Source organism: Arthrobacter sp. Cza30, assembly GCF_059090765.1.
The window spans coordinates 1-433 of record NZ_JBNHGA010000024.1; the positions used below are offsets into that span (position 1 = coordinate 1).

General features: G+C 67.9%; 1 protein-coding gene. It reads right to left on the bottom strand.

The genetic code is table 11. The features are described from left to right. Window positions 1-72 precede the first annotated feature (72 nt). The coding region (locus tag AC5RVZ_RS32200) for a hypothetical protein (protein ID WP_494069655.1) at window positions 73-433 on the bottom strand (361 nt) is incomplete at its 5' end.

Genomic DNA, 433 nt, shown 5'->3' on the forward strand with positions numbered 1-433 from the left:
CCTGTGGGAGAGTAGGACACCGCCGGACTCCCTTTCACGAAATGGCCACCCCACCGGGGTGGCCATTTCGCGTTAACAACCCCACAGGGAACCACGCAGGAGGATCGAGTAATGGCAGACCAGGAGTCGCGTGACGACGCTGCCGGGCGTCGCCCGCGCGAGCGAGGCGACCAGCGATCCCCTCGAGGCGGCGACGACCGCGGTGCCCGGAGGCCGTATCAGCGCAACACGGGGGACCGCTCCGCACAGCAGCGCGACGGCGGCTCGTCCGTCCACCGCGGCGAACGGAAGCCCTACCGCGAGGGCGACCGTCCGTACACGAAGCGTGAGGGTGATCGTCCCTATGCGAAGCGTGAGGGTGACCGTCCCTATGCGAAGCGTGAGGGTGACCGTCCGTACGCGAAGCGTGAGGGTGATCGTCCCTATGCGAAGC